Annotated in this window: 24 protein-coding genes; 10 read left to right on the top strand and 14 right to left on the bottom strand. The window is 72.4% G+C overall.

Annotated elements, in window-relative coordinates:
• Position 1 precedes the first annotated feature (1 nt).
• A complete protein-coding gene (locus Sdi02f_RS14960; RefSeq protein WP_108933406.1) occupies positions 2 to 931 on the bottom strand; it encodes a LysR family transcriptional regulator in 930 nt (309 codons plus the stop codon).
• A 114-nt stretch (positions 932 to 1,045) separates the two neighbouring features.
• Here Sdi02f_RS14960 and Sdi02f_RS14965 point away from each other — a divergent pair, with 114 nt between their 5' ends.
• The 3 genes from Sdi02f_RS14965 (at position 1,046) to Sdi02f_RS14975 (ending at position 3,177) form a co-directional block, all read left to right on the top strand.
• The gene (locus Sdi02f_RS14965) at positions 1,046 to 1,573 is read left to right on the top strand and encodes a DapH/DapD/GlmU-related protein (protein ID WP_108933437.1); all 528 of its coding nucleotides are present in this window, start codon (positions 1,046 to 1,048) and stop codon (positions 1,571 to 1,573) included.
• Positions 1,574 to 1,858: 285 nt separating this feature from the next.
• Entirely contained in the window at positions 1,859 to 2,338 is a 480-nt protein-coding gene (locus Sdi02f_RS14970) for an HIT family protein (RefSeq protein WP_031086021.1), read from the top strand.
• A gap of 386 nt (positions 2,339 to 2,724) precedes the next feature.
• Positions 2,725 to 3,177 (top strand): hypothetical protein, encoded by a 453-nt coding sequence (locus tag Sdi02f_RS14975; RefSeq protein WP_159107651.1) that lies wholly within the window; start codon positions 2,725 to 2,727, stop codon positions 3,175 to 3,177.
• 92 nt (positions 3,178 to 3,269) lie between these two features.
• Here Sdi02f_RS14975 and Sdi02f_RS14980 read toward each other — a convergent pair whose 3' ends face one another.
• Positions 3,270 to 4,031, bottom strand: a complete 762-nt coding sequence (locus Sdi02f_RS14980) for a phosphoglyceromutase (protein ID WP_031047797.1) — start codon at positions 4,029 to 4,031, stop codon at positions 3,270 to 3,272.
• A 152-nt stretch (positions 4,032 to 4,183) separates the two neighbouring features.
• Between Sdi02f_RS14980 and Sdi02f_RS14985 the strand changes: the two genes are divergently transcribed.
• The gene (locus tag Sdi02f_RS14985; RefSeq protein WP_245962190.1) at positions 4,184 to 5,542 is read left to right on the top strand and encodes an MDR family MFS transporter; all 1,359 of its coding nucleotides are present in this window, start codon (positions 4,184 to 4,186) and stop codon (positions 5,540 to 5,542) included.
• A gap of 121 nt (positions 5,543 to 5,663) precedes the next feature.
• On the opposite strand, the gene Sdi02f_RS14990 is transcribed toward Sdi02f_RS14985, so the two are convergent.
• Positions 5,664 to 6,113: a DUF2000 domain-containing protein gene (locus Sdi02f_RS14990; RefSeq protein WP_030403562.1), complete on the bottom strand. Its 450-nt coding sequence runs from the start codon at positions 6,111 to 6,113 to the stop codon at positions 5,664 to 5,666.
• A gap of 49 nt (positions 6,114 to 6,162) precedes the next feature.
• Here Sdi02f_RS14990 and Sdi02f_RS14995 point away from each other — a divergent pair, with 49 nt between their 5' ends.
• Complete coding sequence (locus Sdi02f_RS14995; RefSeq protein WP_031186183.1) at positions 6,163 to 6,984, top strand: AraC family transcriptional regulator; 822 nt, start codon at positions 6,163 to 6,165, stop codon at positions 6,982 to 6,984.
• Between the two features lie 21 nt (positions 6,985 to 7,005).
• On the opposite strand, the gene Sdi02f_RS15000 is transcribed toward Sdi02f_RS14995, so the two are convergent.
• Together Sdi02f_RS15000 and mshA are read right to left on the bottom strand one after the other, a co-directional pair.
• The gene (locus tag Sdi02f_RS15000; RefSeq protein ID WP_031186182.1) at positions 7,006 to 7,518 is read right to left on the bottom strand and encodes a type III secretion system chaperone family protein; all 513 of its coding nucleotides are present in this window, start codon (positions 7,516 to 7,518) and stop codon (positions 7,006 to 7,008) included.
• A complete protein-coding gene (mshA, locus tag Sdi02f_RS15005; RefSeq protein ID WP_030403565.1) occupies positions 7,511 to 8,884 on the bottom strand; it encodes a D-inositol-3-phosphate glycosyltransferase in 1,374 nt (457 codons plus the stop codon). Before mshA ends, Sdi02f_RS15000 begins: the two co-directional genes overlap by 8 nt.
• Before the next feature lie 224 nt (positions 8,885 to 9,108).
• On the opposite strand from mshA, the gene Sdi02f_RS15010 reads away from it, so the two are divergent.
• The 3 genes from Sdi02f_RS15010 (at position 9,109) to Sdi02f_RS15020 (ending at position 12,936) form a co-directional block, all read left to right on the top strand.
• Positions 9,109 to 9,924 (top strand): class I SAM-dependent methyltransferase, encoded by an 816-nt coding sequence (locus Sdi02f_RS15010; protein ID WP_030403566.1) that lies wholly within the window; start codon positions 9,109 to 9,111, stop codon positions 9,922 to 9,924.
• Between the two features lie 167 nt (positions 9,925 to 10,091).
• On the top strand, positions 10,092 to 11,186 hold the full coding sequence (locus Sdi02f_RS15015) for a C40 family peptidase (RefSeq protein ID WP_031086031.1): 1,095 nt from the start codon (positions 10,092 to 10,094) through the stop codon (positions 11,184 to 11,186).
• Between the two features lie 271 nt (positions 11,187 to 11,457).
• On the top strand, positions 11,458 to 12,936 hold the full coding sequence (locus Sdi02f_RS15020; protein WP_053663828.1) for a PP2C family protein-serine/threonine phosphatase: 1,479 nt from the start codon (positions 11,458 to 11,460) through the stop codon (positions 12,934 to 12,936).
• Between the two features lie 45 nt (positions 12,937 to 12,981).
• Here the strand turns inward: Sdi02f_RS15020 and Sdi02f_RS15025 are convergent, their stop codons facing one another.
• From Sdi02f_RS15025 to Sdi02f_RS15035, 3 genes are all read right to left on the bottom strand, one after another.
• The gene (locus Sdi02f_RS15025; RefSeq protein ID WP_030403569.1) at positions 12,982 to 13,317 is read right to left on the bottom strand and encodes a DUF2516 family protein; all 336 of its coding nucleotides are present in this window, start codon (positions 13,315 to 13,317) and stop codon (positions 12,982 to 12,984) included.
• A gap of 111 nt (positions 13,318 to 13,428) precedes the next feature.
• Complete coding sequence (locus Sdi02f_RS15030; RefSeq protein ID WP_108933408.1) at positions 13,429 to 14,052, bottom strand: hypothetical protein; 624 nt, start codon at positions 14,050 to 14,052, stop codon at positions 13,429 to 13,431.
• Between the two features lie 22 nt (positions 14,053 to 14,074).
• The gene (locus tag Sdi02f_RS15035; protein ID WP_037800649.1) at positions 14,075 to 14,500 is read right to left on the bottom strand and encodes a helix-turn-helix domain-containing protein; all 426 of its coding nucleotides are present in this window, start codon (positions 14,498 to 14,500) and stop codon (positions 14,075 to 14,077) included.
• Positions 14,501 to 14,669: 169 nt separating this feature from the next.
• Here Sdi02f_RS15035 and Sdi02f_RS15040 point away from each other — a divergent pair, with 169 nt between their 5' ends.
• The gene (locus tag Sdi02f_RS15040) at positions 14,670 to 14,990 is read left to right on the top strand and encodes a hypothetical protein (protein ID WP_108933410.1); all 321 of its coding nucleotides are present in this window, start codon (positions 14,670 to 14,672) and stop codon (positions 14,988 to 14,990) included.
• A 19-nt stretch (positions 14,991 to 15,009) separates the two neighbouring features.
• Here the strand turns inward: Sdi02f_RS15040 and Sdi02f_RS15045 are convergent, their stop codons facing one another.
• The 5 genes from Sdi02f_RS15045 to Sdi02f_RS15065 all read right to left on the bottom strand — a co-directional run bounded on the left by Sdi02f_RS15045 (position 15,010) and on the right by Sdi02f_RS15065 (position 20,631).
• Complete coding sequence (locus tag Sdi02f_RS15045; RefSeq protein WP_108933411.1) at positions 15,010 to 17,043, bottom strand: HelD family protein; 2,034 nt, start codon at positions 17,041 to 17,043, stop codon at positions 15,010 to 15,012.
• 41 nt (positions 17,044 to 17,084) lie between these two features.
• Complete coding sequence (locus Sdi02f_RS15050; protein ID WP_053638702.1) at positions 17,085 to 17,696, bottom strand: TetR family transcriptional regulator; 612 nt, start codon at positions 17,694 to 17,696, stop codon at positions 17,085 to 17,087.
• A 10-nt stretch (positions 17,697 to 17,706) separates the two neighbouring features.
• Positions 17,707 to 18,810 (bottom strand): aminoglycoside phosphotransferase family protein, encoded by a 1,104-nt coding sequence (locus Sdi02f_RS15055; protein WP_108933413.1) that lies wholly within the window; start codon positions 18,808 to 18,810, stop codon positions 17,707 to 17,709.
• A 169-nt stretch (positions 18,811 to 18,979) separates the two neighbouring features.
• The gene (locus Sdi02f_RS15060; protein ID WP_245962191.1) at positions 18,980 to 19,756 is read right to left on the bottom strand and encodes an HAD family hydrolase; all 777 of its coding nucleotides are present in this window, start codon (positions 19,754 to 19,756) and stop codon (positions 18,980 to 18,982) included.
• Complete coding sequence (locus Sdi02f_RS15065; protein WP_107049739.1) at positions 19,756 to 20,631, bottom strand: GntR family transcriptional regulator; 876 nt, start codon at positions 20,629 to 20,631, stop codon at positions 19,756 to 19,758. The genes Sdi02f_RS15060 and Sdi02f_RS15065 overlap by 1 nt, the downstream gene beginning before the upstream one ends.
• Before the next feature lie 175 nt (positions 20,632 to 20,806).
• On the opposite strand from Sdi02f_RS15065, the gene Sdi02f_RS15070 reads away from it, so the two are divergent.
• Complete coding sequence (locus tag Sdi02f_RS15070; RefSeq protein WP_030403578.1) at positions 20,807 to 20,995, top strand: hypothetical protein; 189 nt, start codon at positions 20,807 to 20,809, stop codon at positions 20,993 to 20,995.
• 9 nt (positions 20,996 to 21,004) lie between these two features.
• Here the strand turns inward: Sdi02f_RS15070 and Sdi02f_RS15075 are convergent, their stop codons facing one another.
• On the bottom strand, positions 21,005 to 21,916 hold the full coding sequence (locus tag Sdi02f_RS15075; protein WP_031086049.1) for a winged helix-turn-helix domain-containing protein: 912 nt from the start codon (positions 21,914 to 21,916) through the stop codon (positions 21,005 to 21,007).
• Between the last annotated feature and the right edge of the window lie 122 nt (positions 21,917 to 22,038).

Raw genomic sequence — 22,038 nt, forward strand, 5'->3', positions numbered from 1 at the left:
GTCAGCGGTCTACCCAGCTCGGTGCCCACACGTCGTGCGGGGCTCTCGGGCCTGTGGTGCGCAGATGCTCGCGCAGCGCGGCCAGCACGGGGTGCTGGTCTCCGCTGCGGAACAGCAGCACGTGCGGGTAGACCGGAGTCGGGTCGCGCAACGGGATACGCCGCAGGTCGTGGGTCTGTGTCCACAGGTACCGGTCCCCGCTGCCGACCAGCGTGGCCAGCGAGGCCGAGTCGGCCAGCGCGTCCATCAGGGCCTCGTCACCGAAGTTGGGGCCGAGCGCGTCGATGCTCAGGCCGAAGGCGTCGGACAGCGCCCGATAGAACGCCGCCCACTCCGTGCCCGGCTGGATCCCGGGGATCCAGATGCGGTGACCGGCCAGGTCCGCAGGTCTGACCCAGGGCGCGTCAGCCAGCGGGTGACCGGGGCCGACGAGGAGCTCCAGAGGTGCGTCCAGGAGTCGTTCGCCGCTGATCCCGGCCGGGACCTGATCTGCCGGCAGGGCACGGAAGGACGCGTCTACGGTCCCTTCGAGTACCGCTTGGGCGGCCTGGGCGGCGTTCTCCGTGCTCAGCGTGACCGCGTCGAGACCCACCTCGGGATGGGAGCGGTAGAACCGGTAGACAGCCTGGGCCGGGGCGATACGCCGGTTGAGGACGTCGACGCGCAAGGGACGGCTTCCGGGACGCACGGCCTGCTCGGCCTGCGCGACGGCCGCCAGGACCTTCTTGGCGTGGGGCAGGAAGACCTGCCCGTCCAGGCTCAGCCGAGAACCTCGGGAGGTCCGCACCAGCAGCGGGACCTCGATGTGCCGTTCCAGGGCCGCGATCCGCTTGGAGACCGCCTGCTGGCTGACCCCCAACTCATCGGCCGCGGCCTGGAACTGACCGACCTCAGCGACGGTCACGAACGTCCGCAGCGCCTCAACATCCACGCCCCCAACCCTACTTCCACAACCTTCCGTTGTGTCTGGTCCGACCGGGGTTGTTTGATCGACTGTTCTGCGCGGTGGTGAGATCGACGCATGTCTACCCGCACAGAGCAGGTCATGTACGTCCGCACGCCCGAGTTCGCACGCCACGCGGAGCGGGTCGTGGAAGTGACCGACGCGACGTCTCGGCTGAACGTCCTTCCGTTCAGCGACAGCGAAGGCCGCAAGGAACTACTTTCAGTTGTATTTGGCGGCCCGCTGCCGGAATCGGTGACGATCTACCCGCCGTTCTTCACCGAGCACGGGCTGAACACGACGTTCGGGGAGAACGTCTTCGTCAATCAGGGATGCACCTTCATGGACAAGGGAGGCATCCGTATCGGGAACGGCGTCATGATCGCCCCGAAGGCAAGCCTCATCACCGGAGGCCATCCACTGCCCTTGGCCGAGCGCGGCGAGTACCTCTCCTTCGCCCCCATCGTCATCGAGGACGACGTCTGGATCGGGACGGCCGCCGTGATCACGCAGGGGGTGACCGTCGGCGCCGGCGCGGTGGTCGCTGCCGGCGCGGTGGTCACGCGTGATGTCCCTGCCGGCACCCTGGTCGCGGGAGTCCCTGCCCGGGTGATCAAGAGGGCCGACTGATTCCGGCCGGGGGCCGGCCCGCGCCACCTTGAACCTGTGAAGAAGGAGGCGGCGTCCAGCGTCATGTAGTTAATGGCGTGCCTCGACGCCCACTTCACCGACGCCCAAGGTCAGGAGTGCGGCACCCGGCTGTTCTTGGAGATCCAGGCGCGCGGCCACCGGGGCAGCCCCCAGGTCGTCCGCACCCACCTCGCCGCAAGCCCTCGCAGATCACCTTGATCTGTGAACTGTCTGAGAAGGGTGGGATCGAAGAGCGGTTCTTGATCCCAGATGTAGCTTCTGGCCATGACTGGTGACTGGCGGACGCACCGAATCGGGACTGCGCTGAGAGGTGAGAACCCGACCGTGCTGCGACGGTTGACGGCGGGGTTCGCGGTGATCGGGGACGTTCAGTTCCTGCCGGGCTACTCGGTTCTGCTCGTGGACGAACCGGATGTGCAGCGGCTGTCGGACCTGCCGAGGGCGAAGCGGCTGTCGTTCCTGTCCGACATGGACCAGCTCGGCGAAGCGGTCGAGCGTGCCTGTCGGCGGCTGGACCCGGCATTCCGCCGGGTCAACCTGGAGATCCTGGGGAACACGGACCCGTTCTTGCATGCGCATGTCTGGCCGCGGTTCGAGTGGGAGCCGGCTGACATGGTGGGTGCTCCCGTATGGCTCTATCCGCGTGAACGGTGGAGTGACGAGCAGTTCAGACTCGGTCCGCAGCATGGCGCGCTGCGGGAAGCGATCGGCAGCGAGCTGGACCGGCTGCGGTCGGAGACCTGACCGTGGCGGGCCAGCCCACCGTCAGACCGGCTGGCCCGGTGATCGGTGACGGTCAGCCGACGCTCTTTGGAGGCCCTCTGAGCGGGACGATGTCGGTGACGCGGTCGGGATCGCAGGGCGGACGGCTCCGGGGGGGGGGCAAGCAGGGCGACGATCGCGACGGGCGGGTCGCGGTGAGGGCGGTTCCGGACGGTCGTCGGTGCCAGGGGGTGGACCTGCCCGCTGAAGAAGGACGTTGGGGCCAGGGGCGCGTTCCCGCGGCTCAGAAGTGGCTCAAGCCGTGTTTCTGTACGAAGTAGGCGACGCAAGACCCAGTCATGAACGGATGGGAATGGGGCACGGTCCCCGCATGGCTCAGCGCCGTACTCACAGGGGGCTCCCTCCTCATGGGCTTCCACATCCTTCTGCGTGACAGGAAGAAGGAGGAGCGGAATGAAGCTCTGAAGGTCGTCACATGGGCGGAACGCGATGCCAACGATGAACGTAGCTTCATCCGCATCCATGTCCGAAACACCGCTGATCGCCCCATCCTGTACGTCGGTGCGCTCTACGAGGGCACCGAGGGCATCAAGCGGTTGCCCTCCAACGCGCCCATAGTGCTGAAGGACGAAGAAATCACCTTGGAAGTACCGCGATACACGAACGGCCGGCGCACTCTTGCCCGTGGTATCGCTTTCCAAGACGCCAACGGTTTCTCGTGGGTCAAGGACATCGCTTCACACGACGTGTATCGCCAGTCCCGCCTGCGCCGCGGAGACCCCACACTACGGATGCTGTTCCTCTCGTTCGGCACGTTCCGCCTGTACCGGTCGACGAAGAAACGCATGCGGCGCGCGTGACGACGACAGCGCCGGAGAGGTCCCAGGCAAGAGGTAGCGAAAAGCCCCCTCCTGACGGAAGAACCGCAGGCAGGGGGCTTCTTCGTGGGTGCCTACTTCTTCTTGCCCTGGTTCTTCACGGCCTCGATCGCTGCCGCTGCCGCGTCCGGGTCGAGGTACGTGCCGCCCGGGTTCAGCGGCTTGAACTCGGCGTCGAGTTCGTAGGACAGCGGGATGCCCGTCGGGATGTTCAGGCCCGCGATGTCCGCGTCGGAGATGCCGTCGAGGTGCTTGACCAGGGCGCGCAGGGAGTTGCCGTGGGCGGCGACCAGGACCGTGCGGCCGGTGAGGAGGTCGGGGACGATGCTGTCGAACCAGTAGGGCAGCATGCGGCCGACGACGTCCTTGAGGCACTCCGTCTGCGGGCGCAGCTCCGGCGGGAGGACCGCGTAGCGCGGGTCGGAGAACTGGGAGTACTCGGCGTCGCGGTCCAGCGGCGGCGGCGGGGTGTCGTAGGACCGGCGCCACAGCATGAACTGCTCCTCGCCGAACTCCGCGAGGGTCTGGGCCTTGTCCTTGCCCTGGAGGGCGCCGTAGTGGCGCTCGTTGAGGCGCCAGTGGCGGTGGACCGGGATCCAGTGGCGGTCGGCGGCCTCCAGCGCGAGCTGGGCCGTGCGGATCGCGCGCTTCTGGACGGACGTGTGGACCACGTCGGGCAGCAGGCCGGCGTCCTTGAGCAGCTCGCCGCCGCGCGTCGCCTCCTTCTCGCCCTTCGGTGTGAGGTTGACGTCCACCCAGCCGGTGAACAGGTTCTTCTCGTTCCACTCGCTCTCGCCGTGGCGGAGGAGGATCAGCTTGTACGGTGCGTCGGCCATGCTCCCGAGCGTAATCCAAGGCCGCGATCCCCCGCGCGTGCGCCCGGTGGGCGGACGGTTGACGGGAAGTGTTAATTGAATGGCTTCGCCGAGAGAGCGGTTTGTAAGTTGTGCCTACCGCATCAGCCGCTTACAGCCACCTCGGGGGACCCATGTCAGTCGCCGGACTCAGACGTGCCGCACGGGAGACCGTCTCCGGGCTCCCCCGCGAGTTCTGGTGGCTGTGGACCAGCACCCTGGTCAACCGGCTCGGTGCCTTCGTCGCCACCTTCATGGCACTGTACCTGACCATCGACCGCGGCTACTCCGCCTCGTACGCCGGTCTGGTCGCCGCCCTGCACGGGCTCGGCGGGGTCGTGTCCTCGCTGGGCGCCGGGGTGATGACCGACCGGATGGGGCGGCGGCCGACGCTGCTGGTCGCGCAGACCTCCACCGCGCTGTCCGTCGCGCTGCTCGGCTTCGTGCGGGACCCGGTGACCATCGCCGCCGTCGCCTTCCTGGTCGGCATGGCGAGCAACGCCTCCCGGCCCGCCGTGCAGGCGATGATGGCGGACATCGTGCGGCCCGAGGACCGGGTCCGGGCGTTCTCCCTCAACTACTGGGCGATCAACCTCGGCTTCGCGATCTCCTCCATGGCGGCCGGGTTCATCGCCGAGGTCAGCTATCTCGCCGGGTTCCTGATCGAGGCCGGGATGACGCTCGCCTGCGCCGTCCTCATCTTCGTGAAGCTGCCCGAGTCCCGGCCGGAGCAGACGGAGAGCGCCGAGGCCGGCGGGGGCGAGGAGCCCGCCGTCTCGCTGTGGACCGTGCTGCGCGACGGGCGGTACATGAGCGTCGTCGGACTGTCCTTCCTCGTCGCCGTGATCTTCCAGCAGGGGTACCTGGGGCTGCCCGTCGCCATGGGTGAGGCCGGGTTCACGCCCGCCGACTTCGGTCTGGCCATCGCCGTCAACGGCGTCCTGATCGTCGTCCTGCAGATCCCCGTCACGCGGTTCATCGAGCACCGCGATCCACGGCTGCTGCTGGTCGCCTCCTCGCTGCTGGCCGGGTACGGCTTCGGGCTCACCGCCTTCGCCGGGTCGGTCGGGGTCTTCGCCCTCACGGTGTGCGTGTGGACGCTGGCCGAGGTCGTGAACGCGCCGACCCAGACGGGGCTCGTCGTCCGGCTGTCGCCGGTTCACGGGCGCGGGCGGTACCAGGGGATGTACACCATGTCCTGGGCGGTCGCCGCCCTGGTCGCCCCGCTGATGTCCGGGTTCGTCATCGACCACTGGGGCGCCGAGTGGCTGTGGGGCATCTGCGCCGTCGTCGGCACGGTGACGGCGGCCGGGTACTGGTGGCTCATGCGAGGGCTGTCGGAGGAGACACCGGTCGCCCAAGGAGCGAAGGGAGCCCAGGGGGCGAAGGGAGCGCAGGACGCCCAGGAAGCGCAGGACGCCCAGGGAGCGCAGGGAGCGCAGGGAGCGCAGGACGCCGTCCCGGCGCCCCGGGTCGACGCCGGCGCCGTCTGACCCGCACGGCGCCACGCCCGCGCCGGCGCCGGCGCCGTCCGATCCCACCCCGCGCCACATCCGCACCCGCACCCGCATTCCGCGCCCGCACGTGGACACCCCCCCCCCGCGTGCACCCCGCTCACGGGTGCATCCGCGCCCCCTTCAGCACCTTGTCCACCGCGTTCTTCGGCCCGTACACCGCGAGGCCCACCAGGTCCAGGTCCGCCGTCGTCACGGCCTTCACGGCCGCGCGGTTGTCGCGGTCGTTGCCGGTGGTGAAGAGGTCCGACGTGAACAGGGCGCGGGGCAGGGCGCGGGACAGCACGCGCGCGTGGGCCTTGGTCAGCGTCTCCTTCGTGCCCTCGAAGACCAGGACCGGCTGGCGGAACATCGGCAGGTAGCCCACGGCGTCCGCGTCCTCGTACGGCTCCCCGATCACCTCGGGGAACTGGCTGCCCAGGCCGCTGACCAGGAAGGCCGTGACGTTGAGGCGCTGCCAGGTCTCCAGGTCCTCGCGCAGCAGTACGGCGATCTTGGTGTCGAAGCGGACGGGGGTCTCGGGCCCGGGGGCCGTGTCATCGGTGCTCATAGGGTGAGACTGCCGACCCGCGCCCCACCCGGTCTTGTACGTTTTTTGCATGGGCAGCCGGCGCGACGACCAGCGGAGGACCGGGGGGAACGTCTCCGCGTGGCGGCCCGGCGTCCCCGGCGTCGTCGAGGTCTTCCACGCCCACTACACCGAGTACGCCTACCCGATGCACGTCCACGACGCCTGGACGCTGCTCATCGTCGACGCCGGCGCCGTACGGTACGACCTGGACCGGCACGAGCACGGCACCCCGCACGACACGGTGTCGCTGCTGCCGCCGCACGTGCCGCACAACGGCTCCCCGGCCACCCCGGACGGCTTCCGCAAGCGCGTCCTGTACCTGGACGCCTCCCGGCTGGGCGACGAGCTGATCGGGCCGGCCGTGGACGCCCCCGACCTGCGCGACCCGGTGCTGCGGCGGCGGGTCGGGCACCTGCACGCCGCGCTCGCGCGGCCCGGGGACGAACTGGAGGCGGAGAGCCGGCTGACGCTGATCGGCGACCGGCTGCACGAGCATCTGAAGCCCGGGAGCGGCGCGCCCGGCGCCCGCCGGGACCCCGCGCTGGCCCGGCGACTGCGCGAACTGCTGGACGAGCGGATCGTCGCGGGGATCGGGCTGGAGGAGGCGGCCACGCTCGTGCCGGCCCATCCGGCGCACCTCGTACGGGCGTTCAGCGGGGCGTACGGCATCGCGCCGCACCAGTACCTGATGTCCCGCCGGGTCGAGCGGGCCCGGCGGCTGCTGCTGGCCGGGCGGTCCCCGGCGGAGGTGGCCGCCGCCACCGGGTTCTACGACCAGGCCCATCTGACCCGGCACTTCAAGCGGCTGGTGGGCGTCACGCCGGGGCGCTACCGCACCAGCGCACGGTGACTGCCGTGGGTCGGGGCCGGTTCACTCCCCGGCGTTGTCCGGGCGCTCGATGAGGTGCTGGAAGGCCTCCAGGTTCCGCGTCGACTCCCCGCGCGAGGTCCGCCACGCGTACTCCTTGCGGATGGCGGAGGCGAAGCCCAGCTCCAGCAGGGTGTTGAAGGCGCCGTCGGCGGCCTCCAGGACCTGCCCGAGGATCCGGTCGATCTCGTCGGGGGTGACGGCGGCCAGGGGGAGCTTCGCGGTGACGTAGACGTCGCCGAGGCGGTCGACGGCGTAACCGACGCCGTAGAGCTTGAGGTTGCGTTCCAGCAGCCAGCGGTGGACGGCCGGTTCGTTCTCGTCGGGGTGGCGGATGACGAAGGCGTTGAGGGAGAGGGAGTGGCGGCCGAGGACGAGGGAGACCGTCGTCGAGAGCTTGCGGGTGCCGGGGAGCTTGACGACGTAGGCGCCGGCTTCCGGGCTCTCCCACTCCAGGCCGGCGTCCTTGAGCGCCGCCTCGACGACCTGTGCTGCCTTGTCCGGTGCCTCAGCCATGGTGCGAGCGTACGCGACGGCGGTGCGACTGGACCGCGGCCGTGTAGACGTCGGCCGTGGCGGCGGCGGCGCTGTCCCAGCCGAAGGACTGGGCGTGCCGGGCGGCGGCGTCGCCCATGCGGGGCGTCAGCTCGGGGTTGTCGGCGAAGTCGCGCAGCACCCGCGCGTACGCGGCGGGGTCGTGGCCGTCGACGAGGCGGCCGGTGACCCCGTCGCGCACGGCGACCGGGAGGCCGCCCACGGCGGCGGCGAGGACCGGGGTGCCGGCCGCCTGGGCCTCTATGGCGACCAGCCCGAAGGACTCGCTGTAGGACGGCATGACCAGCACGGACGCGGCCCGGAACCAGTCGGCGAGCTGCTCCTGCCCGACGGGCGGCCGGAAGCGTACGACGTCGGCGATGCCCAGCCGCGCGGCGAGCTTCTGCAGGCCCTCCGGCTTGGCGAGGCCGCTGCCGCTGGGGCCGCCGACGACGGGGACGACGATGCGGGAGCGCAGCTCGGGGCGCTCGTCGAGGAGTACGGCGACGGCGCGCAGCAGGATGTCCGGCGCCTTCAGGGGCTGTATGCGCCCGGCGAAGAGCGGGATCAGCGCGTCCTGGGGCAGGCCGAGGCGGGCGCGGGCGGCGGCGCGGGCGTTGCCGTGCTGTCCGGGGCCGGGCACGGCGCCCTTGGGGAAGGGGCGGAAGCGGTCGAGGTTCACGCCGGGGTGGACGACGGCGACCTTGCCGGGGTCGGCGTCGTAGTGGCGGATCAGCTCGTCGGCCTCCTCGGCCGTGTTGGCGATCAGGCGGTCGGAGGCGGCGACGATCTGGGTCTCGCCGATGACGCGGGCGGCGGGCTCGGGGGTGTCGCCCTCGGCCAGGTTGGCGTTCTTGACCTTGGCCATGGTGTGCATGGCGTGCACGAGCGGGGCGCCCCAGCGCTGGGCGGCGAGCCAGCCGACGTGGCCGGAGAGCCAGTAGTGGGAGTGCACGAGGTCGTAGTGGCCGGGGCGGTGGCCGGCCCAGGCCTGCATCACGCCGTGGGTGAAGGCGCAGAGCTGGGCGGGCAGCTCCTCCTTGGCCAGGCCCTCGTAGGGGCCCGCGTCGACGTGCCGGACGAGGACGCCGGGGGCGAGTTCGACGGCGGGCGGGAGGGCGGCGGTGGTCGACCGCGTGAAGATCTCGACCTCGATGTTGATCGCGGCGAGGCGCTGGGCCAGTTCCACGATGTAGACGTTCATGCCGCCGGCGTCGCCGGTGCCGGGCTGGTGCAGCGGTGAGGTGTGCACGGAGAGCATGGCGACGCGGCGGGGCCTGCGCAGCAGCCGGAGCCGGGGGGAGGCCGCCGGTGAGCGGCGCCCGAGCCTGCTGACGTACTGGCTCACGGGCCGTTCCTCCTCGCTGCGGGCATGCCGGTCGGAGGACCCGGGTTGCCCTCCAGGGGGTGGGAACACCGGACGGGCGGTGCTCCATTCCGGAGTTCCGGGCTCCACGGAATCAACTTTGCCGAATCATTACCCTTCCTCGCTCAACCGTTCGATCCGAGGGCGGGTCCTCCACGGGTCCCCTCCGGCGCGGGGAGCGGCGGGCGCCGCCTACCCTCGTAGGCATGCCACCCCGCGCCACCGCCACCCGTCCCGTGGGCACGGTCACGCGCGGGACGACCAACCCCAACCGGCTGCGCCGCATGGACCGCTGGATCGCGGCCGTGCACGGCGCGGAACTGCGTCGCGCCGCCGAGCCCGTCGCCGTCGACCTCGGCTACGGCGCGGCCCCCTGGACCGCCGTCGAACTGCTGCTGCGCCTGCGCACGGTCGCACCGCACGCGCGCGTGGTGGGCGTCGAGATCGACCCGGCCCGGGTGGCGGCGGCCCGGCCGTACGCGCGCGCGGGGCTCGATTTCCGGCACGGCGGCTTCGAGGTCCCCGTCGCCGCTCCCCCGCTGCTGATCCGCGCGGCGAACGTGCTGCGCCAGTACGACGAGGGGGAGGTCGCGGCCGTCTGGCAGCGGCTGTGCGCGCGGCTCGCGCCGGCGTCGGGGTCCTCGCGCGGGGGGCTGCTGGTCGAGGGCACCTGTGACGAGATCGGGCGCCGGCACGTGTGGGTGGCGCTCGGGCCCGAGGGGCCGCGCACGGTCACCCTCGCCACCCGGCTCGGCTCCCTGGACCGCCCCTCCGACCTGGCCGAACGGCTGCCGAAGGCGCTGATCCACCGCAATGTCCCCGGCGAGCCCGTGCACGCCTTCCTGCGCGACTTCGACCGCGCCTGGGCCGCGGCCGCGCCCTACGCCTCCTACGGCGCCCGGCAGCGCTGGATGCGGACCGTGCGGGATCTCGCGGCGGACTGGCCGGTGACGGACGGGCCGGTGCGGTGGCGGCAGGGCGAAGTCACCGTGGCCTGGGAGGCGTTGGCGCCCCGCGCGTGACCGGCGCAGCCGCGGGGACGGCGGCCGGGGCGAGCGCGCCTGCGGGAGGCGGGAGCAAGGCGCGACCTCTGTCGGCCTCTGTCGACCTCTGTCGCTTTTCGCTCCGGCATGGCACGATCCCCCGAGCGAGCTATGTTACTGGCGGTTAACCAGGTGGGGGGAGCGGTATGCGTACGGGGAAGCGCGGCGTGACGACCGCCGCCGTGGCCGTGGTCTGCGCGGTCACCGTACTGGCGGCACCCGGCACGGCGTTCGCGGACCCGGGCCCCTCGCCGTCGCCCTCGTCCGGCGCCCCGGCGGCCGCGCCCGGCAAGGACCTGGAAGCCGTGCGCAAGAAGCTCGACGCGCTCTACCGCGCGGCGGCCGCGGCCACCGAGGAGTACAACGCGGCCGAGGAGAAGGCCGAGCAGCAGAACGCCCGGATCGTCGAGCTGGCCAAGAAGATCGTCAAGGGCCAGGAGAAGCTGGACGGGCTGAAGGACCGCGCGGGAGCCGCCGCCCGCTCCCAGTACCGCACCGGCGGCCTGCCCGACGGCGCCAAGCTCGTCCTGAGCGACGACCCCGAGGACTTCCTCGACGGCACCGGCCGGGTGCTCCAGGGCCAGCGCGCCACCAAGGGCCTGCTCGGCGAGCTGACCCGGGCCCAGGAGGACCTGGAGACCTTCGCGGCGGACGCCTCCGCCCGCTTCAAGGAACTGGAGGCGAACCGCAAGGCCAAGGCCAGGGCCCGTAAGAAGGTCGAGCAGCAGATCGCGGCGGCCGAGAAGCTGGAGTCCGAGCTGGAGAAGGAGGAGAAGGAGCGCCTCGCCCGGCTGGAGAAGGAGGCCCAGGCCAGGGCCCAGACCGCCTGGCTCGACTCCGGCATCCTGGAGGACCTCGACGCGGGGGCGACGGAGCGGGGCCGCAAGGCGGTCGAGTACGCCACCGCCCAGATCGGCAAGCCGTACCAGTGGGGCGCCGAGGGCCCGTCGTCGTACGACTGCTCCGGTCTGACCTCGCAGGCCTGGGTGGCGGCCGGGCAGGCGATCCCGCGCACCTCGCAGCAGCAGTGGAAGCAGCTCAGGCACGTCGACATCAAGGACATGCGCCCCGGCGACCTGATCATCTACTTCGACGACGCCAGCCACGTCGGCATGTACGTCGGCGACGGCTCCATGGTGCACGCCCCGCGACCGGGGCGCTCGATCACCCTCGCGGGCGCGGGCTCGATGCCGATCCTCGGCGTGGTCCGGCCGGACACGGAGCGGACGCCCGGGCAGTGAGGCGGGTCACGCGCCCGGCCCCGGGGAGGTGAGGCGGGACACGTGACCCAGTGCACGCCCGGCACCCGCACCCGCGTGACGTTCGTCATCCCCCGCGGCCGGCCGACGTGTCCAACTGCGGGCGATAACGCGGCTTATGACAGTGGCCGGCGGCCGTCCGACGTGTTCTGGACCATTCCGCAGCGGCGCCGTCACCCGCTATGGTCCCCGTCGGTGGGTCGAGGTCCCTCGCCCCGCCATGCCCTCGGGGGGAGGGAAGGAAGACACCACCATGCCCGTACCCGTACCGCGGCCAAGGGCGATCCCGGCCGTGGAGTGCGGTCAGGCGCCCGCCGCGTCCCCGGACCGCGGCCCTTCCACGGAACAGGCCCCGTCCGGGACGCACCCGGCCGAGCACCCCGCCACCCGGCACGAGAAGACCCCAGAGAACGCCACGGAGAAGCGCGAGAACCCCACGGACACCAGGACAGGCACCCACACCGGCACGGACGCCGGCCCCGACCGGAGCCCGCGTGACCGGACCGAGAGCGCGGCGCCCACGAACCTGACGGTGCTGCTGATCGAGGACGACCCGGCCGGCTCGCCGATCGTGCCCGACCTGATCGACCAGGCCGGCAAGCCGATCCGCGTCCGCACCGCCCGCAACCTCACCGAGGCCGAGCGGCTGCTCACGGACGACGTCCACTGCATCCTGCTGGACCTCGCCCTGTCGGCCCCGTCACCGGCCCGTCCGGGCGGCGACGGCACCGCCGACGGCGAGGGCGACGGCGAGGGCGCCGACGAGCTGGCGGTGCTCCGGCACGTCCTGGAGCTGGCGCCCCGGCACGCCGTGCTCGCGCTCACCTCCTCCAGCGACGCCGAGCGCGGCGCCGAGGCCGTGGCGGTCGGCGCGCAGGACTACCTGTTCCGCGACGAGCTGGACGGGCGCCTGCTGAGCCGGGCGATCCGCTACGCCGTCGAGCGCAAGCGGTCCGACTCGGCGGAGCGGCGGCTGGCCGAGGGCCGGCTGCGGGCGCAGGAGAACCGCCGGCTGGAGCGCGGTCTGCTGCCCACCCCGCTGCTGGCGGGCTCCCCGCTGCGCTTCGCCGCCCGCTACCGTCCGGGCCGCTCGCGCGCACTGCTGGGCGGCGACTTCTACGACGTGGTCCGCACCCCGGACGGCACCGTGCACGCCATGATCGGCGACGTCTGCGGGCACGGTCCGGACGAGGCGGCGCTCGGCGTGGAGCTGCGGATCGCCTGGCGGGCGCTGACCCTGGCCGGGCTCTGCGGCGACGAACTGCTCGGCACGCTGCAGCAGGTGCTGGAGCACGAACGCTCGGACGACGAGATCTTCGCGACCCTGTGCGCGGTGGACATCTCTCCGGACGGCCGCCGCGCGGGCCTGTGCCTGGCCGGTCACCCGTCCCCGCTGCTCGCCGCACCGGGCGTGCCCGCGCGTCTGCTGCCGTACGACAACAACGGCCCGGCGCTGGGGCTGCTGCCGGGCGCCCGCTGGCCGCGGATGCAGGTGGAGCTGGGCGCCGAGTGGAGCCTGATGCTCTACACCGACGGCCTGATCGAGGGCCACGTCGGCGAGGGCCGGGAGCGGCTCGGCCAGGACGGCATGGTGGAAATGGTCCGCCGCCAGCGGTCCGAGGGCCTGGACGGCGAGGAACTGCTGCGGGCGGCCGTCAACGAGGTCCGCCGGCTCAACGGCGGCGAGCTGGCGGACGACCTGGCGGTGGTCCTGCTGGACCGGACGGCCTGAGCCGCCCGGCCCCGGACCCGGTGTCCCCGCGTGCGGGCGCCCGGGTCAGCGCCCGCCGTTGTACGGCCCGTACGGTCCGTCGCTGCTGGAGCCGCGGCGGCTGCTGCGGCCGCCGCCGGACAGGCCGCGCAGGGCGGGCCGTACGTCGACCATGTACACGATCGTCGCGATGAGACCGATGATCGGCAGGAACGACAGGATGTTGAAGATCAGGTTCACCACGAAGGCGAGCCCGAGGATGATCAGCCAGAAGGGCTTGGTCTTCTTGTCGGCCGCGCGGTAGGCGTCCTCGCGGCGCGTGGCGGCGTCGATCAAAGCGAAGCCGCTGAAAAGGATCAGGGCGGTGCTCAGCAGCCACATGAAGCCTGCGAACCCCTGCATCAGCACAACGTCCACCACCAGACTCGGTTCATCATTACGCGGTCACCGTACCCGCAGAACGAGCCGGACACCCCAAGGGTGCCCGGCCCGCCGCATTCGTGACGCCCCGCACTACTCGGCGGGCGGCGTCGCCTTCTTCGCGGTGCTCTTCTTCGCCGGGGCCTTGCGCGCGGCGGGGGTCTTCCTGGCCGCGGCCGGCTTGTCCTCGGTGACCCGGACCGGCTCCGACTTGGCCGTCGCGGGCTTGGCCGGGGCGGGCTTGGCCGGCTCGACGGCCACCGCGAGTTCCTCCACGTCCTCGGCGAGGTCCTCGATGCCGTCGGCGGCCTGGCCGCGCCAGGTGCGCACCGCCTGCTCGCCGCGCTCGGCGACCTTCTCGTAGGTCTCCCGCGCCTTGATGGCGTACTCGGCGGCGACGCCGACGGAACGCAGCGCCAGGTCCTGCGCGGTCTCGCCGAGCTTCTTGAAGTCGGCGTCGAGGTTGCCGAAGAGCTCGTTGGCCTTGGCCTGGAGGCTGCCCTGGGTCTCCTTGACGCGGGCCGTCGCCTTCTCCTGGACGGCCTTGGGGTCGGTGTTGCGTACGGCGTCGATCCGCGCCGGGGCCTCCGCGCGCAGCTGCTCCACCAGCACCGGCACCTTCTTGGCCTGCTGGAAGGCGAGGTCGGCGGTGCCCGCGGCGAAGTAGAGCGGGGTGGGGTCGCTGAAGGTCTTGCGCAGGTCGTCGGTGATGGCCATGGTGATGGTCCTCCGGAATGGCTTATGAATGAGGGTTTTTTACTGGTTCAGCCCCGTCGACTGCGGCATCGGCGCCGGCGCCCGGTTCCGTGTCGGCCCCGAATCCGTTCTCCTTGCGGAAGGACTCGTAGACCTGGAGCAGCACCTGCTTCTGCCGCTCGTTCAGCGAGGGGTCGGCGAGGATGACCGCACGCGTCTCCACGTCGTCCCTGTCGCGCTCTGCGTCGAGGATCCCCGCGCGGACGTACAGCGTCTCGGCGGAGATCCGCAGCGCCTTGGCGACCTGCTGCAGCACCTCCGCGCTCGGCCTGCGCAGCCCGCGCTCGATCTGGCTCAGGTACGGATTGGAAACGCCCGCGGCATCGGCGAGCTGCCGCAGCGAGAGCTGCGCGTTGCGACGCTGCTCGCGCAGGTACTCACCGAGGTTGCCGACGTTGAGCGATGCCATGCCTCCACCATGCAGCAGGTCGCTAACTATTGCAAGCAAGCTGCTTGCAATAGTGCGTCCAGGGCGGGGCGAGCCGGATCCGGCGGGATCCGGGCGGCCTCCGCAACCCCTCCCGGCGCTCCGACGTCCCCCTCCGTGACGGACGACGGCCGATCACCGAGGAGGGCTCGTGGCGAAGAGGACGCGGACGCCGGAGGAGGCGCGGCAGAAGGACCGCGAGAAGTGGATGGCGCGCTTCCAGGTGCGGCTGGCCCTCCAGCCGGGGGTGGACCGGGCCGTCGTGCTCGCGGCGGTCAAGGAGGTCACGACGCACTGCGCGGACCACGGGGAGGACCCGCGCACCGCCTTCGGCGACCCCGACGCCCACGCCGTGCGGGTCGCGGCCCGGCTGGTGCCGGCGGACCGGGCGGCGGGTGCGCGCCGGCAGAACGCCGTGCTGGACCGGCTCGACTCCGCACTGCGCAGGACCGAGGGCATCACCGACCTCTGACCGGGCCGCCCGCCCCCGCTCAGAACGGCAGCGGCCGCGTGTGGACCACGTCCAGGCGGGACACCGCCCGGGTGAGGACCACGTAGAGCCGGTGCAGGCCGCGTTCCTCCGCCTCCGCGATCGCCGCCGGTTCGACGGCGACGACGTGGTCGTACTCCAGGCCCTTGACCGCGCTCGCCGGGACCACGGCGACCCGGGCGCCCAGGTGCTCGGGACCCGCCGCCGGGAGGCCGGCCGCGCCGAGGGCCGCGCGCAGCCGGGGGACGTCCGGGCCGACGGCGACGACGCCCACCGAGCCGTCCCGGGCGAGGGCGTGCCGTACGGCCTCCACGACCGTCTCCGGCACGGCGCCGGGCGCACACGCGCGCAGCGTCAGCTCGCCGCCGCCGCGCAGGGAGCGGGCCGGCGGAACGTCCACGCCGAGCCGGGCGAGGAGCCGGTTGGTGAGGTCCACGACCTCCTTCGGCACCCGGAATCCCGTGGTCAGCGGCGTCACGGCCGCGTCCGGGCGGCCCAGGTGGGCGAGGGTGGTGCGCCAGGTGCGCGCGGCCCACGGCGTCGTCCCCTGGGCGAGGTCGCCGAGGACGGTGAGCGATCCGAAGGCGCAGCGGCGGGCGATGGCCCGGCACTCCATCGGGGAGAGGTCCTGGGCCTCGTCGACGACGACGTGGCCGTAGCCCTCGGGGTGTCCGAGGAGTCCGGCGACCTCGTCGAGCAGGACCAGGTCGGCCGCGGACCAGCGCGCCGACCTCCACGACCGCGGCGCGGGCCCCGGCCGCAGCAGGGCCCGCTGCTCGTCGGCGTCCAGGATCCCGTCGGCCGCCCGCGCCAGCACGTCCGGGTCGGTGAGCAGCGGCGCGAGGACCTCCTCGGGGCGCACCCGGGGCCACACGGCGTCCAGGGCGGCGCCGACGGGCCGGGACCGTTCGACGCGGCGCAGCCAGGCGTCGGTCCGGGGCCCGGCGCGCCGTTCGGCCCCCTCCCGGACGCGGGCCGCGATCCGGGCCCGGACCCGCTCCCGCCCGACGGTGTACGGCGGCTCCTCCTCCCGGACGTCCGCGACGACGCGGGCCAGCGTCCCGGCCGGGACGCGCCAGCGGTAGGAGCCGTCCGGCACGGCGAGGTCGTACGCCGCGCCGGGGTCCACGCGCGCGTACAGGGCGCGGCGCAGCACCTCGGCCGTGCGGGCGTCGTGCTTGAGGGCGGCCGTCCGCGCGCCGTCGGTGCGGGTGACCGGGTGCCGGGCGATCTCCTCGGCCAGGGTCGACTGCCGCACGCCGGTCTCGCCGAGGGCGGGGAGCACTTCGGCGATGTAGGAGAGGAAGACCGGGTCGGGGCCGAGGATCAGCAGGCCGCCGCGCCGGATGCGCTGCGGGTGGGTGTAGAGGAGGTACGCGGCCCGGTGCAGGCCGACGGCGGTCTTGCCGGTGCCCGGGGCGCCCTGGACGCAGACGGTGTCGCCGAGCCCGGCGCGGACCAGGTCGTCCTGCTCGGGCTGGATGGTGGCGGCGATGTCCCGCATGGGCCCGAGGCGGGGCCGTTCGATCTCCCGGACGACGAGGGCGCCGGCCGGGGACTCGCCCCGGCCGAGGTGCTCGTCCTCCAGGCCGGTGAGGTCGGCCCGGTCGCCTCGGCCGTCCGGCGCCCAGCCGAAGCGGCGGCGGACGGCGACGCCCCGGGGGTCGGCGGCGGTGGCCTGGTAGAAGGCGCGGGAGACGGGGGCCCGCCAGTCCACGACGAGGGGCGGGGCGGCCGGGTGCTCGGTGATCCGCAGCCGCCCGATGTGCAGCGCCCGCCCGGCCTCCTCCCCCTCGGCGAAGTCGAGCCGCCCGAAGAACAGCGGGCCTTGCGGCAGTTCGCGCATCTCCCTGGCCCTGCTGCGCAGCCGGTGTCCGAGGACCTCGGCGTCGGCACCGGAGGCGGAGACGTCCTCCCCGGTGACGACGTGCTCCCGGGCGCCCTCGACCATGGCGGCGAGGACGGTACGGCAGTGCTCGTGGTGGGCGCGTTCGCGGTCGAGGGCGCGCCGGAGGGCGGGTTCGGTCGACGTCATTCCGGCAAGCATAGGGGAAAGACGTTACCGAGTTACATTCTTTACTTCGTCATGCGGGCGGGCAGTCCCGCCGCCAGCCCCGCGAACGCCCGTTCCGCCGCCGCCACCGCGTCCTCCCGTACGTCCTCCACCCGCTCCCCGGCCGCGATCCGCCGCCAGTTGTCCAGGGCGAGGATGCGCTGGACGGCGATGATCTGGCCGGCTGCCAGCCTGGCCTCCAGGTCGCCACCGAGGGCCTCGGCGAGCGCGGCCTCGGAGCGCTCCAACTGGGTGTGCATCCGGGCGACCAGGGCGGGGGTGCCGTAGAGCAGCCGGTGGAAGGCGAGCACGGCGGGGTGGTCGTTGAGACCGGTGACCGGGTCGCACCGCTCCAGTCCGGCGAGGAAGTGGCGGCGCAGCGCGTCGAGCGGCGCAGCGGCCCCGCGCGCCACCCGGGCCGCCTCGTCCTCGTGGTCGGCGATGCGGTGCAGGACGAGGTCCTCCTTCGCCGGGAAGTACCGGAAGAGCGTCGGCTTGGAGACCTCGGCCGCGGCGGCCACTTCCGCGACGGACACCGCGTCGAAGCCCTTCTCCAGGAAGAGTGCGACGGCGGTGTCCGACAGGGTCCGGAACATCCGCTGCTTCTTGCGCTCGCGCAGACCGGGGGCGTTCATGGGGCCGAGCCTATTGCGTGCCCGGCGGCTCTTCGTCCGCGTGCGTGCGGCCCCACCGCACCAGGGCGGCGGAGATCTCGGCGGGGCCGGGCACCGCGTCGAGGCCGAGGGGCAGGACCGCGGCGGACAGGATGCCGTGCAGCCGGGCCGCCGCGAGCGAGACCGGGACGCCGGGCGACCGCGCGGCCCGCCCCAGCGACACGGCCTCCCGGACGACGTCGGTGAACACCGACTGGGCCCGCTTGTACCCGAGGAGCAGGTCCAGGTCCTGCCGCCAGCCGTGCGTCGCGCCGGGGCGGGCGGCCTCGACCGCGCGCCGCCAGCCCTCCGCCACCTGACGGCGCTGCCAGGGCGGGTACCGCATCAGGTGCAGGTGGGTGGCCAGTTCGTAGAGCGGGTCGCCGACCATCGCCAGCTCCCAGTCGATGGTCCACAGCCGCCGCTCCGCGTCCACGACGAGGTTCTCGCGGTGCAGGTCGGCGTGGAGCAGGCAGAACGGACGCTCACGGAGCCCGGCGACGTGCTTGCGCAGCCGCGTGAACGCGTCGTCGTCCAGGCCCAGCTCGGCGAAGAGGGCCCCGAACTCCGGCTGGTTGGCCGCGTAGACGCGCTCCTGCGTGAAGCAGACGAGCCGCTCCATGAAGCCGTCGCTGTCGCCGTCCGCCGGCCGGTCCTCGGGGCGGCACACCCGCTCCACGGGGAGGGCCCGTGACGTCACGGCCGCCGTCTGCCCGAAGAGCCGCACGATCTGCCGCACCAGGTCGGGCGGCACCGCGCGACCGGCCCCGTACAGGGTTCCCAGGGTCCGGCCCTCGATGAAGCGCTGCAGGTGCAGTCCCTCGAACTCGAAGACGTCCGGCACGTGGTCGATCCGGCCGTGCAGGGCGGGCAGCAGCCGCTCCTCGGAGGCGAAGCACCGGCGGTCGAACCACAACAGGTTGCTCCGCGGCTCCCGGCACTTCCAGCGCGCCGCCGCCACGGCGCCCGTCGCCGCGGGCAGCGGCACCACGTACGTCTCGTGGTGGTAGCCGCGCAGCGGACCCTCGACCGTACGTTCGTCACCGCTCACCCCGACGGCACGGAGCCGGGCGGGGGAGGCCGATTCAGGCGGCATCTACCGTTTTTCTCTCGCCTTTGACCCTTGCGGAGGTGCAGGAGTGGGAGAACGGTACTCCTGCCGCCCCCGCGATCCGCCCGAAACGCGGTCGAACCCGGCCGCGCCGTCCCGCCGCCCGGGCGAACCGACGGGCACGCGTGCGAGACCCGGGTCCGGCCGGGAGGGTTCAGGCGCCCTGCGGTGCGAGATCCCCCGACTCCCACAACAGCCGCAGCACCGGTTCCAGGGAGTCCACGACCGTGTCCGCGCCCGCCTGTTTCAGGGCCTTCACCTTGCGCTCGTTGTGGCCGTAGCCCAGGAAGGGCACGCCGGCCCGCCGGGCGGCGGTCAGGTCGGAGGGGGAGTCGCCGACCATCAGGGCCCGCTCGGGGGCGACGCCCGTGGCGCTGAGGGCGCGGTTGAGGCAGGAGGGGTCCGGCTTGAGCCGGTGCAGGTTCTGGGTGCGGCCGTAGATGTGCGGGGCGAAGCAGCCCAGCAGGCCCCGGTTCTCCAGGTACTCGCTCACCGCGCGGGGCGAGTTGTTGGTGGTGACCGCGAGGCCGACGCCGAGCGCGGACCAGGTGCGGATCAGGGGGTCGGCGTACGCGGTCGGCCAGGCGGTGGGCACGGCGCGCAGCTCCTCCCGGGTCAGCCGTTCCTCGAATTCGGCGACCAGGTCGCTCTGGCGGCGGCTGCGGTCGACCGCGCCCAGCAGGACGTGCGGGTCCGGGTGGACCTGCTCCTCCCGGGTCAGCAGGTCCTTCAGGCCCTGCGTCTCCAGCCAGTCCACGAGTTCGCGCGCCACCCGGTCGGCCGCGTAGCCCGCGAAGAGTCTGCAGATGGGGCCGTCGAAGTCCCACAGGACGACGCGGGCGCCCACGACCAGGTCCCGCAGCGCCCGGGACTCCTTCTCGTGCCCGGCCCGCTCGCTCACCGGTTCCGTCTTTTCCGTGTCGGAGGTCACTAGGAGAGTGTCATGTCCGTGGTGATGGTTTCCCAGAGGGCGTCGAACCACTTCTGTGATTCCTCCACGAACACGGCGTCCCGGTGACCGGCCTGCTTCAGGAACGAGAACAGCAGCGACTGCGAGCCGAGCGCGTCGTACATCTCCAGCGTCCGGCTCTCGTACTCCTCCTCGCGCCGGGTCACCGTGTAGTAGCCGTGCAGGGCCTCCTCGCCGTTGAGCAGGTAGAGCTTCATCGGCGGGGTGAACGGCAGGGCGCGGAAGGCGATGCGCACGTCGATGCGGTGGGTGGAGCGCACGGCCTGGAGGTTGTGCTGGAGGACGCGGGCCTGGGCGTTGCGCATCTGGAGCCAGCGCTGGTGGACCGGGTCGCCCTCCTCCCGCTCGATCAGGACGGGGAAGGCCAGCGCGATGTCGCGCGAGGGCATCAGCACCCGGAAGTCGATCGACTCCGGTCGGATGCGGCCCTCGTGGATCAGGCGGAGCGGCTCGCTGAGGGCCAGCATCAGCGTCTCCGAGGTGTGGCACACGACGTCGATCCGGACGTGCGGTGCCGCGAACGCCTCCGACAGGCGCGGCCCGAGGGTGACCATCGTCGACTGCGGCTCGGCCCGGGGCACGGCCGGCTCGGCGATGCGCGGCGGGCTGCCCTTGCTGACGTTGGTGAGCAGGCCGTCCTCCTGAAGGGCGCGCAGGGCCTGGCGGACGGTGCCGCGCTCCACCCCGAACTCCTCGGCCAGCTCCGCCTGGGTGGGCAGGCGGTCGCCCGCCCTGAGGTCTCCCTCGCGGATCCGCTCCCGCAGTACCTCGGCGATCTCCTGGGACGAGAGCCTTCTGCCGTCGTTCACGGACACGTTCTCCTGAGTCACGACCAAACGCTACAACTTCGCCCTATCTACAGCGAGTTGTTTGCAACTTGTTTATAGATAGGTACCAAGTGGGGACAACACAGGGAGAGTTGGTTGCCAACTTTCCCCACTTGGTGGGAGTTCACCCAGCCGGTATCCACCGGAACCGCGCACTCCCCAACGTCCCGAAGGGAGGAAGACCATGCCCGTCCTCGCCCTGGTCTCCGCGGTCTTCGTCGTCGCCTTCGAGCAGATCGTCCAGTGGAAGTACGGCGCCACCGGAATCGTCGGCCTGCTCCTGCTCACCATCGGCGTGAAGGCCAAGAGTCCCTCCGTCAGCTCCGCCGGCGCGGTGCTGCTGGCCCTCCTGCTCACGGGCCCCGCACGGTGACGGGGGCGGTCAGCGGGTGAGCCGCAGCTCCGAGCTGATCGTTTCCCACAGCGCGTCGAACCACAGCCGGGACTGCTTCACGAACACGCCGTCGCGCAGGTCACCGCCCCGGCCGAAGGCGAACAGCGTCGAGCGGATGCCCTCCGCGTCGTACATCTCCACCTGCTCGTGCCCGATCTCCCGTTCGCGCCGGCCGAGGGTGTAGTACGCGAAGAGGGCCTCCTCGCCGTTGAGCACGTACAGCTTCACCGGCGGGGTGAAGGGCAGCGCGCGGAAGGAGACGCGGACGTCGATGCCGTGCGTGGCGCGCAGGCTCAGCAGGCTGTGCCGGAGCACCTGCCCCTGGGCGTTGCGCATCGCCAGCCAGCGGTCGTGCACCGGACCGCCCGCCGCGCCGCCCGTCACCGCCACCGGAAAGGCGAGGTCGATGTCGCTGCCCGGCAGCAGGACCCGGACGTCGACCTTGGCCGGTTTCAGCCGTCCGGCGTGGACCTGGCTCAGCGCTTCACCGATGGCGAGGGTGAGGGAGACGGAGGTCAGGCACAGCGCGTCGATCTCGACGTGCTCGGCGGCGAAGGCCGCCGCGATCCGGGGAGCGAGGGCGACGGTGGTGGGCATGGGCCGCGCCTCGGGACCGTCGTGGGGGCCGTACGGCTCGGGCGCGACCGTCGCGGGGCTCCCCTTGGACACGTTGGTGAGCAGACGTTCCGACTGCAGGATGCGCAGGGCCTGGCGGACGGCGCCGCGCTCCACGCCGAACTCCTCGGCCAGCCGGGCCTGCGTGGGCATGCGCTGCCCCGGCCGCAGCCGCCCGGACCTGATCCGGGCACGCAGCTCGTCGGCCACTTCGCGAGGGGTGGGCTGTGGCGGCTGCGGTCTCCTCCGCCCGTTGACGGCGACGTGTTCCGGCTCCACGACCAAACACTACAACTTCCCGCCATCTTTGGGCAGTTCACGGAAAGGTGGTTATGAGCCGCTCCCAAGCGGAGATAAGTACAGAGAAGTTGGCAGCCAACTTGAGCAACGTGGTCGGTCCTCACGGG

The sequence above is a fragment of the Streptomyces ardesiacus genome (assembly GCF_003112575.1).
In the GTDB taxonomy this organism is placed as follows: Bacteria; Actinomycetota; Actinomycetes; order Streptomycetales; family Streptomycetaceae; genus Streptomyces; species Streptomyces ardesiacus.

What these genes read in the sequence shown, in the direction of transcription:
- Sdi02f_RS14995 (WP_031186183.1), top strand. Translation starts at nt 6,163, where the DNA reads ATGGGCAGCCGGCGCGACGACCAGCGGAGGACCGGGGGGAACGTCTCC.
- Sdi02f_RS15000 (WP_031186182.1), bottom strand. Translation starts at nt 7,518, where the DNA reads ATGGCTGAGGCACCGGACAAGGCAGCACAGGTCGTCGAGGCGGCGCTC.
- Sdi02f_RS14975 (WP_159107651.1), top strand. Translation starts at nt 2,725, where the DNA reads ATGGGCTTCCACATCCTTCTGCGTGACAGGAAGAAGGAGGAGCGGAAT.
- Sdi02f_RS15030 (WP_108933408.1), bottom strand. Translation starts at nt 14,052, where the DNA reads ATGGCCATCACCGACGACCTGCGCAAGACCTTCAGCGACCCCACCCCG.
- Sdi02f_RS14985 (WP_245962190.1), top strand. Translation starts at nt 4,184, where the DNA reads ATGTCAGTCGCCGGACTCAGACGTGCCGCACGGGAGACCGTCTCCGGG.
- Sdi02f_RS14965 (WP_108933437.1), top strand. Translation starts at nt 1,046, where the DNA reads ATGTACGTCCGCACGCCCGAGTTCGCACGCCACGCGGAGCGGGTCGTG.
- Sdi02f_RS15010 (WP_030403566.1), top strand. Translation starts at nt 9,109, where the DNA reads ATGCCACCCCGCGCCACCGCCACCCGTCCCGTGGGCACGGTCACGCGC.
- Sdi02f_RS15035 (WP_037800649.1), bottom strand. Translation starts at nt 14,500, where the DNA reads ATGGCATCGCTCAACGTCGGCAACCTCGGTGAGTACCTGCGCGAGCAG.
- Sdi02f_RS15015 (WP_031086031.1), top strand. Translation starts at nt 10,092, where the DNA reads ATGCGTACGGGGAAGCGCGGCGTGACGACCGCCGCCGTGGCCGTGGTC.
- Sdi02f_RS15070 (WP_030403578.1), top strand. Translation starts at nt 20,807, where the DNA reads ATGCCCGTCCTCGCCCTGGTCTCCGCGGTCTTCGTCGTCGCCTTCGAG.
- Sdi02f_RS15055 (WP_108933413.1), bottom strand. Translation starts at nt 18,810, where the DNA reads ATGCCGCCTGAATCGGCCTCCCCCGCCCGGCTCCGTGCCGTCGGGGTG.
- Sdi02f_RS14970 (WP_031086021.1), top strand. Translation starts at nt 1,859, where the DNA reads ATGACTGGTGACTGGCGGACGCACCGAATCGGGACTGCGCTGAGAGGT.
- Sdi02f_RS14980 (WP_031047797.1), bottom strand. Translation starts at nt 4,031, where the DNA reads ATGGCCGACGCACCGTACAAGCTGATCCTCCTCCGCCACGGCGAGAGC.
- Sdi02f_RS15025 (WP_030403569.1), bottom strand. Translation starts at nt 13,317, where the DNA reads ATGCAGGGGTTCGCAGGCTTCATGTGGCTGCTGAGCACCGCCCTGATC.
- Sdi02f_RS15050 (WP_053638702.1), bottom strand. Translation starts at nt 17,696, where the DNA reads ATGAACGCCCCCGGTCTGCGCGAGCGCAAGAAGCAGCGGATGTTCCGG.
- Sdi02f_RS14990 (WP_030403562.1), bottom strand. Translation starts at nt 6,113, where the DNA reads ATGAGCACCGATGACACGGCCCCCGGGCCCGAGACCCCCGTCCGCTTC.
- Sdi02f_RS15045 (WP_108933411.1), bottom strand. Translation starts at nt 17,043, where the DNA reads ATGACGTCGACCGAACCCGCCCTCCGGCGCGCCCTCGACCGCGAACGC.
- Sdi02f_RS15020 (WP_053663828.1), top strand. Translation starts at nt 11,458, where the DNA reads ATGCCCGTACCCGTACCGCGGCCAAGGGCGATCCCGGCCGTGGAGTGC.